The following is a 7439-nucleotide window of genomic DNA, read 5'->3' as shown; positions in this document are numbered from 1 at the left end:
GCTATGATGCGTGCCTTGTTGGCTGAGGGATCTTATGAACGATTTACTGCAGCTGCTCGCTGATGGCCGCTTTCATTGGCGAAAAAAACGCGCTGCGAGGTGTCGGGATGATAGGGCAGCGCAGCTAGTGCCTATCACGTTGTGGTTTGCGCGCTATTGTCATGCTGGGAAATGGTGAAATCGGCGTAAAGGGCAGCACAGTATCTAGCTATCGACTTACTTCCTGCCGATTGATGGCGCTTGAATCGGCACGAAGCGGGCTTTACAACTTGGTCTCGGTTTGCTGACTGCGAAACCCAGCATGGAAGGATGCAGTTACATGCCGTGATACTCGCAACCACTAGTACAGGTTTCGTGGATGCGAATCCGGGACAACTCAGGGAGTAGAGGTTTAAGCTCCTGCCAGATCCATTTCGCTAAATTCTCGCTGGTGGGATTTTCCAAGCCTGGCAGATCGTTCAGGTAGTTATGATCGAGTCGTTCGTAGATTGGCTTGAAAATTTGCTTGATCTCCCCAAAGTCGCGAATCCAACCGGTATGCGCATCCACCTCGCCCTCGATATAAAGAGCCACCCGAAAAGAGTGCCCATGAAGTCGTCCACATTTATGCCCGTCGGGTACGTGCGGCAAACGGTGTGCGGACTCGAACGTAAACTCTTTGAATATTTCCATTGATCCATCCGATAGGTGTTGTCGCCAGAAACCCCAATTTTACAAGTTCTATGGACGGGTGTGGCGGGGAATAGATATGGAGCGAATCGAGCTGCTCCGTTAGAAATTTAATGGGTTCGGCTATGCTCGTGGCTCTTTGAAAGCCCTGCAGTCTTGCGGCAAAATACTCGGCTTTTTATCAGCCTACGCCGTTTTCGAGGAATTGAAATGAATGCAGTAGTGGCGGCAGTCGGCATTATGCTGATTCTTAGCCTGTGTAGGGTCCATGTAGTCGCGGCGCTGATTGTCGGGGCCATCGTTGGGGGAGTATTGGGGGGGTTAGGATTGGAGGGCAGCCTCGCGGCCTTCAATAAAGGATTAGGGGGCGGCGCCACGGTTGCGTTGTCCTATGCTTTGCTTGGTGCCTTTGCGGTGGCTATTGGTAAGAGTGGCCTGGCTCATGCGCTGGCTGATCGTGCCCTAGCAATAGTAGGTAAACACGAATCGCAGCCGGGTGGCTCGGTCAAATGGATGCTGATCGGTTTGCTGCTCGTTGTCGCAGTATCGTCGCAGAACATTCTTCCAATCCATATCGCTTTTATTCCGCTCCTGGTTCCACCGCTGCTCTATGTATTAAGTAAGTTAAATATTGATCGGCGCTTGATCGCCTGCGTACTAGCATTCGGACTGGTTACTCCTTATATGTTCTTGCCGGTGGGCTTCGGTAGCATCTTTCTGAACGAAATCCTTCTCACCAACGTCGCCAAGAGTGGAGCCGATGTTAGTGGGATAAACGTAAGCAAGGCGATGTTGATACCTGCGCTTGGTATGTGTACCGGGCTGGTAATAGCTATGTTCAGTTACCGTAAACCACGCGTATATGATCTCGTCAAGGTCGACCAATCGAAAGCGGCCAGCGTCAATTACAGCCCCCTGACGTTGCTGGTAGCAGGTCTGGCAGTTACTGTGGCCTTTGTAATGCAGCTGTGGCTGGATTCGATGATTATTGGTGCGCTGATAGGTTTCGTTATTTTTTCCGTCTCTGGCGTGGTGCGCTGGCGAGAGGCTGACGATCTGTTTACCGAAGGCATGAAAATGATGGCCATGATTGGTTTCATCATGATCGCCGCCGCCGGGTTTGCAGAAGTCATGCGTGAGACCGGGCAAGTGAATACGCTTGTCGATGCGTCCGCACAGTGGATCGGAAATAGCAAGGCCATTGGTGCCCTGGTGATGTTGCTGGTTGGTCTGCTAGTTACTATGGGTATTGGCTCCTCGTTCTCCACGGTTCCGATTATTGCCGCGATCTTTGTCCCACTTGGACTGGAACTCGGTTTCGGCCCCTTGGCTATAGTGAGTCTGGTGGGTACTGCGGGGGCGCTCGGAGATGCCGGCTCGCCAGCGTCCGACTCGACGCTAGGGCCCACGGCTGGCCTGAATGCGGACGGCCAGCACAATCACATTTGGGATACCGTCGTACCGACGTTCTTGCATTACAACTTGCCGCTGCTCGGGTTTGGCTGGTTGGCTGCGATGACGCTCTGATTTCCATTACAAGTTTGTTCAGTGCGTCGTCGAAGGGGCGGCGCATCCACTGACAAAGGCTTCAATCGATTGGATTTAGCACTCCTTTCGCCAATTGCTGACTAACAGGTACCGTTGCAGCAATAGGAAGCCAATTGTGAATTCAACGCTTGAGCAAAAAGTATTCCTTGCCCTGTTGCTCGTAGTAACCATCGCCTTTGGCTGGATACTGTTTCCATTCTACGGGGCTGTGTTTTGGGCCGTAATTCTTGCGATCATTTTTGCTCCGCTACAGCGTCGCCTGCATGATCGTCTTGGCAGCAGACGCAATCTGACTGCACTAATCACGTTATTGGTCTGCCTGATGGTAGCGGTACTTCCGGTTATTCTGATAACCGGCCTTTTAGTCCAAGAAGGCAGTTCTCTATATAGGCAGATCGAAAGCGGGGAGCTCGATATAGACAGCTTCGTCGGAAGCGCAAAGGAGCTATTGCCCGCCTCGATTCAGCTACAGCTGCAGCGCTTCGGTTTTGGCGATATAGACCAGATACGTAATCGACTTGCTAGCGGGGCGCTGGAAGGTAGTCAGTTTCTTGCCACCAAGGCATTCAGCTTCGGTCAGGGAACATTTCAGTTCTTGGTTAGCTTCTTTGTGATGCTTTACTTGCTGTTCTTTCTTATTCGCGATGGAAGAGATCTGGTTGCAAGAATCAGGCGCGCGCTACCGCTAAGCGATAATCAAAAGCGAAGACTTTTCAGCAAATTCACTCGCGTGGTCAGGGCTACGGTAAAAGGTAACGTTGTGGTTGCTGCTACGCAGGGTTTTCTCGGTGGTGTGATCTTTGCCGTTCTCAGTATTCCCGGTGCGCTACTCTGGGGCGTACTCATGGCATTTTTGTCATTGCTCCCGGCGATTGGTGCAGGGCTGATATGGACGCCAGTAGCAATTTATTTCCTGATGAAGGGGATGATCGTCCAAGGCGTTGTCCTTACGCTTTATGGCATCTTGGTGATTGGCCTTGTCGACAACATTCTTAGGCCGATCCTTGTGGGCAAGGACACCAAAATGCCGGACTATTTGGTATTGATATCGACGTTAGGTGGGCTGGCTCTGTTCGGCCTGAATGGCTTTGTGATCGGGCCACTCATAGCGGCGCTATTTATCTCCGCATGGGGATTGTTCACTACACCTGAAGGTAAATCGCCGATTTAGATGCGACTGGTTATGCCGGAAGCATCTGCTAGTGGGTGGATGAATCTTCCGCGGTCCTGTCGAGGAGCATGGTTGGTGGTCGGGTCATACCTGTGTCGGTTGAGGTAGAGTTTCGCCTGGTTTTAGATATTGACGAGCACCGTGCGGAAATTCGGTGTTGCGGTTATCCCCTATCGGGATATACGACACCCACTGGATGATCTATTTTGGTCGCGCCGACAATATCTGACCTTCGCCTTCCTGTGTTGATGACATCATATGAGATAGTAGATTGGTTGCTCTGCAACTCATCGTTATTGCCAGATGATGTTGTGATAATCAGCAGTAAGAGGCAGCTTCAGAAGGTGATCGACGGAACTTTGACTCTATGATTGGCACAGGGTAGCTAATGACCAGTTAGCCGCTGGCGACGAGCAGTTCGCCTGATCGTAAACTCTCAGAATAAAAAGCCCCGCCAAATGCGGGGCTCGTTACACCACTAGGTCGGGCCGGAGCCCACTGTAAATCGCTCCTTAGTGGAACTGATTCATGGTGTTGTCTTTACCGCTAGCTTTCAGAGCAGCTTCGCCAGCGAAATACTCCTTGTGGTTGTCGCCAATGTCGGACCCAGCCATGTTCTGGTGCCTGACGCAGGCAATACCCTGACGCAGTTCTTGGCGCTGTACGCCTTTGACGTAGGCCAGCATGCCCTGATCGGCGAAATACCCTTTGGCCAAGTTGTCGGTCGACAAAGCCGCAGTGTGGTAAGTCGGTAGGGTGATCAAGTGGTGGAAGATGCCGGCGTTGGCTGAGCCGTCCTTCTGGAAGGTACGGATCTTCTCGTCAGCAACCTGGGCCAGTTCTGTCTCGTCGTACTCGGCGCTCATCAGCTTGGCGCGGTCGTAGGCGGAAACGTCCTTGCCCTCAGCGGTCATGGCGTCGAACACCTGCTGACGGAAGTTCAGAGTCCAGTTGAACGACGGGCTGTTGTTGTAGACCAGCTTGGCATCTGGAATGGTCTTGCGGATTTCGTTGACCATGGCCGCAATCTGGCCAACGTGCGGCTTCTCGGTTTCGATCCACAGCAGGTCGGCGCCGTTCTGCAAGCTAGTGATGCAATCCAGTACGCAGCGTGCTTCGCCCGTGCCCTTGCGGAACTGGAACAGGTTGGACGGCAGACGCTTCGGACGCAACAGCTTGCCTTCGCGCTTGATCACGACATCGCCGTTGCCCAGTTCGGCTTCGGTGATTTCTTCGCAATCCAGGAAGGAGTTATACAGGTCGCCCAGGTCGCCCGGCTCTTTGGTCACTGCGATCTGCTTGGTCAGGCCGGCACCCAAGGAGTCGGTACGCGCAACGATTACGCCGTTGTCGATGCCCAGTTCCAGGAACGCGTAACGAACGGCAGCGATCTTGGCGAGGAAGTCGGCGTGAGGAACTGTCACTTTACCGTCCTGGTGGCCACACTGCTTCTCATCCGAAACCTGGTTTTCGATCTGGATGCAGCAGGCGCCAGCTTCGATCATGCGCTTGGCCAGCAGGTAGGTGGCTTCCGGGTTACCAAAGCCGGCGTCGATGTCGGCAATGATCGGGACAATGTGGGTTTCATGATTGTCGATTTGGTTCTGGATTTCGGTCGCCTTGGCAGTGTCGCCAGCTTCACGAGCGGCGTCCAGGGCCGTGAACAGCAGGTCCAGTTCGCGGCTATCAGCTTGGCGCAGGAAGGTGTACAGCTCCTCGATCAGGTCGGAGACGGCAGTCTTCTCATGCATCGACTGGTCCGGCAGCGGGCCGAACTCCGAACGCAGCGCCGCGACCATCCAGCCCGATAGGTAGAGGTAGCGCTTGTTGGTGGTCTTCAGGTGCTTCTTAATGGAGATCAGCTTCTGCTGACCGATGAAGCCATGCCAGCAACCCAGTGACTGAGTGTAAACCGACGAGTCAGCGTCGTACTCAGCCATGTCCTTACGCATGATGTCAGCGGTGTACTGAGCGATTTCCAGACCGGTCTTGAAGCGGTTCTGAGCGCGCATGCGAGCCACGGACTCAGGGTTGATAGCGCTCCAGCTGCTTCCAGCTACTTCTTTCAGAGCGGCAACGGCTTTGATGTCGTTTTGATAAGCGGACATGGTCAATCCTTTCAAGAAATTCGTGTTTGGTTGAGCACCGACTTTCCCACCGAAACCTACGTGCTAGCGCTGATCAGCGAGGCAACACGCGGCAGAGCGTCGAAATACCGACCGGGACGAGGATTGAACCAAGGAGGAGGGTTTGCAGTCACGACCGCCAGAGATTCAGCTAGCTGCGGAATGGTCGTGGCATTCCGGCACACAACGGCATGGGGACCATTGGGCGACTCAGCAGAACTGACGTCTCGAGCTGATGCGTTAATCGCTTCCCCGTCCCTCAGGACGACTCGTTCCAGTCGCAACCTCGTCAGTCCGCCTTGTGGGCAGTACAGTCACGGAACGCCTCTGCTGGTTGGCTGAGCGCGATCCGGAGGCCCTTGCCAGGGCCCCTGGTTAGCGGGAGCGGGGCCATCATGCGCTGTCAAAAAAGGTTCGTCAAATGTTTTGTAGTGCTTTTTTTGAGGCACTACATTTTTTTTACACAAGCTTCGGAATGGCCGAACTTTCTTAATCGAGCGTGTCTACTTTCAATCGTAGCGAGAGGTCTTGCCGGCCTTGTGTGGAATAGCGCCGAAGCGTCCCGCTCTGGTTGGAACTGGCGCTTTCATCAACACCGCCGAGTGAAATCCACTCGCCGAGTCGTCCGCTTACGCGGGTATCGGTTTCCTGGATATCTATCGCGCCTGGCTGGGTAGAGCTCATTCGGTCCTGATGGCTGCTGATGGTGATCTGTACCCGGTCACCATGAACAGTCGCCGTGGCATAAAAGCCGCGCGTGACATTACGGTACTGGGTCTGCTGATAGATTTGGCCGTAACCATCAGTGCCGCTTGTGGTGATCGGCACGCTTTGACCGACCTGGATGAGGGCAGGGTAGCCCTCGGTTGTCTGGACCTGATGAACGCCGCTGCCTTGACTGGTTGTGCTGCGGCGGATGATGCGAACTTGATCGCGGCCCTCCTTCTCGCCGCGCCCCGTTCGGGCTTCGACGCCGCCGATCTCGGTCGACCCATCGACGCGGTAACCGCCTTCATTGCCGATTGCCGAATTCTGGGCATCTACGCTGATAAGCAATCGTCTGGGCTCGTTGTCCAGTTGGGACAGTACTTCCCGCAATTCGCTTATGACTGCGACGGGAGCGTTGACAATTAATTGATTGCCGTACGCGTTCACCTTGCCCTGGTCGCCAACTACAGACTGCGCAATCGGTAGCACATCTTCAGCCATGCGGAAGTGCAAAGGGATTACCTCGGTTGCCGCGTGGATCGACATGCTGATCAGTAACGAGAGAGCGGCGAGAGTACGGCAAGTCATAGCAAAAAGCTCCGCAAGTCCGGGTCGGGCAGGCTGTGGTCCCAAGCGGTATCGAATTGACGCTGGCGTTGACGTGCTCGACCAGGGTCCTGGTAGAACGCATGGCCGGTGAACTGAGCTGGCTCAGGACGAACCAGCACGCCGCAATCATCAGCCACCAGAAAGGCGCACGCTTGTGCCGGATAATCGGGATGGAGTTTGCGGATCTGCATATTGCTGGTCAATCGGCGCGCCAGAGTTAGCAGCCGATGGCCCTGTTTGACTGCCCGTGATGAATCACCGAGTAGAATGCGCAGGCGATTGCGTGGGTGCGCCAGAAGAAAGCGCGTGCATGCCTGCTGAATACTGTTGTGGTTGTAAAGCCAGGATTCTAGGTCCGGGCTATACAAGCTCAAACTGCGTCGCGCCTGCACGAGTAAAGCCAGTGCATGCTGGCGCGCTGCGTCGGGCGAGTCGAATGGTTGAGTTGTTGGCGTAACTCCCAAAATAAAAGGAGCGGGTTGCCATTCATCCGTTCGGCTCTGCTGGCGCTGTGGGTTGCCGACGGGAAAACGACCCGGCGATCGAAAGTCGATAGCGGCCAAGTTGGTTACGGCCATCGGGCGATCTGAGTCGTCTATGCTCATGGC

The 7439-nt window shown here is 54.4% G+C and carries 6 protein-coding genes; 2 read left to right on the top strand and 4 right to left on the bottom strand.

The features are described from left to right. Positions 1-315 precede the first annotated feature (315 nt). On the bottom strand, positions 316-672 hold the full coding sequence (gene queD, locus D7241_RS08805) for a 6-carboxytetrahydropterin synthase QueD (protein WP_408101165.1): 357 nt from the start codon (positions 670-672) through the stop codon (positions 316-318). Between the two features lie 207 nt (positions 673-879). On the opposite strand from queD, the gene D7241_RS08800 reads away from it, so the two are divergent. After that, complete coding sequence (locus D7241_RS08800; RefSeq protein WP_408101164.1) at positions 880-2196, top strand: Na+/H+ antiporter family protein; 1317 nt, start codon at positions 880-882, stop codon at positions 2194-2196. A 133-nt stretch (positions 2197-2329) separates the two neighbouring features. Continuing rightward, the gene (locus D7241_RS08795) at positions 2330-3388 is read left to right on the top strand and encodes an AI-2E family transporter (protein ID WP_408101214.1); all 1059 of its coding nucleotides are present in this window, start codon (positions 2330-2332) and stop codon (positions 3386-3388) included. A 512-nt stretch (positions 3389-3900) separates the two neighbouring features. Here the strand turns inward: D7241_RS08795 and D7241_RS08790 are convergent. The 3 genes from D7241_RS08790 to D7241_RS08780 all read right to left on the bottom strand — a co-directional run bounded on the left by D7241_RS08790 (position 3901) and on the right by D7241_RS08780 (position 7436). Continuing rightward, a complete protein-coding gene (locus D7241_RS08790) occupies positions 3901-5496 on the bottom strand; it encodes an isocitrate lyase (RefSeq protein WP_408101163.1) in 1596 nt (531 codons plus the stop codon). Between the two features lie 507 nt (positions 5497-6003). After that, the gene (locus D7241_RS08785; protein WP_408101162.1) at positions 6004-6810 is read right to left on the bottom strand and encodes a secretin N-terminal domain-containing protein; all 807 of its coding nucleotides are present in this window, start codon (positions 6808-6810) and stop codon (positions 6004-6006) included. Then, complete coding sequence (locus D7241_RS08780) at positions 6807-7436, bottom strand: histone acetyltransferase HPA2 (RefSeq protein WP_408101161.1); 630 nt, start codon at positions 7434-7436, stop codon at positions 6807-6809. The genes D7241_RS08785 and D7241_RS08780 overlap by 4 nt, the downstream gene beginning before the upstream one ends. Positions 7437-7439 lie beyond the last annotated feature (3 nt).

Source organism: Stutzerimonas sp. VN223-3 (assembly GCF_045999685.1).
Taxonomy (GTDB): Bacteria; Pseudomonadota; Gammaproteobacteria; order Pseudomonadales; family Pseudomonadaceae; genus Stutzerimonas; species Stutzerimonas stutzeri_AR.
The sequence above is the reverse complement of the archived record's forward strand: the minus strand, read 5'-3'. Positions and strand labels throughout refer to the sequence as shown.